The sequence below is a fragment of the Atribacter sp. genome, assembly GCF_035418125.1.
Taxonomy (GTDB): Bacteria; Atribacterota; Atribacteria; order Atribacterales; family Atribacteraceae; genus Atribacter; species Atribacter allofermentans.
Genome location: NZ_DAOLQM010000366.1, coordinates 1 through 1512, shown reverse-complemented (window position 1 = coordinate 1512; position 1512 = coordinate 1). Strand labels below are relative to the sequence as shown.

Genomic DNA, 1512 nt, shown 5'->3' with positions numbered 1-1512 from the left:
TCGTTCAACCTCTGCAAATCATGTCGGGGAGTGAATTCCACGAGATTCTCTCCATCACCAATGCTTTTCGAACCATGAACGATCCTCACTATCAACCTATTTTTTCTCGAATCGAAATCGGTGATCCCTTGCTGACCAATGAAGCAGATTATGAAAAGGTTGTGGTTGCTTTGGAAAACGATATGAAGCAATACACTTCCAATGCTGGAGAGGTGTTGGTTTTAGTTGGTCACGGAACCGAACATCCCGCCAACAGTTGTTATTCTCAGCTCCAAAATATGCTCCAAAAACACTATGGGCCTAAGGTTTTGGTTGGGACCATAGAAGGGTATCCCACCATCGAAGATATTCTTTCCCAATTAAAGGCCATGAATGCTCAACGAGTCACCCTGAAAACCTTCATGCTGGTCGCTGGAGACCATGCTCGCAATGATATTGCCGGTGATGAAGCCGATTCCTGGAAGACGGTACTTAAAAAAGCTGGCTATGAGGTTCAAGCTACTCTGGATGGGTTAGGAGAAAACGATCAAATGGTCCAAATCTGGATTGAGCATATCAAAGACCTGCTCCCTAAGAAATGATGACTCATTGTGGATTCACCCGAGTACGATCAGCTATCCCTGACCGTACTCGGGTCTTCTTTGAAAGGAAAAAAAGAGCAGGTATTCTAATCTTCATCCTTTTAAGTGGATTAGTGGTATTGTTTTTTTTCTTTTGTGGTTCTGGATTTATTCAGATCCCTTTTCTTGATGTTCTCACTATTATGTTTAATCGCACCAGTGAAAATCAGATATGGCAGGATGTGGTTTTTAATATTCGTCTTCCCCGTATTTTGGGAAGTATGTTGATTGGCGGTATTCTCGCTGGATGTGGAACGTTATTTCAAGCCGTTCTGCTCAACCCTTTAGCCAGTCCTTTTACTCTGGGGATTTCTTCTGGTGCAGCTTTCGGTGGCTCATTGGCCTTATATTTAGGTTATCAAAATCCAGTTTTATTAGCATTTTTTTGGGGTCTGGCTTCTTTAATGATTGTTATTCTTTTGGGGGGAACCAGAAAAACCCTGCATCCAACTCGGCTTATCTTATCAGGGGTTATTGTCAGCTCAATATTTTCAGCTGGTATTAGCTTTTTAAAATATCTTTTTAAGGAAGAAGTGAGTAGCGTCCTTTTTTGGATCATGGGAAGTTTGGTAGGCCTAACCTGGCAAAATATCACCCTTCTCCTTCCTTTTAGCGTTATCCTTTTTATCATGCTGGGCTTGGTCAGTGATTCTTTGAATATCCTCTGTCTTGGTGACGACCAAGCTCTTCAGTTAGGTTTAAACCCAGTTTTTATTCGGTTATTTGCATTGATAATTTCTTCTTTCGCCATTGCTGCTGCAGTATCAATTGGAGGAGTGATCGGGTTTGTCGGCCTAATCGTTCCTCATTTATTCCGAATTGTAATAGGACCCGATCATCGTTTGCTCCTCCCAATTTCCATCATCGGAGGAGCCCTTTTACTTTTAGTTGC

2 protein-coding genes are annotated in these 1512 nt (G+C 42.1%); both read left to right on the top strand.

Features of this window, described 5'->3' with window-relative positions; genetic code table 11:
* Positions 1 to 581: sirohydrochlorin cobaltochelatase (locus PLK24_RS11435; RefSeq protein WP_324479260.1), on the top strand; the 581-nt coding region annotated here is incomplete at its 5' end.
* On the top strand, positions 578 to 1512 hold a 935-nt coding region (locus PLK24_RS11430; protein ID WP_324479258.1), incomplete at its 3' end, for a FecCD family ABC transporter permease. The genes PLK24_RS11435 and PLK24_RS11430, both read left to right, overlap by 4 nt.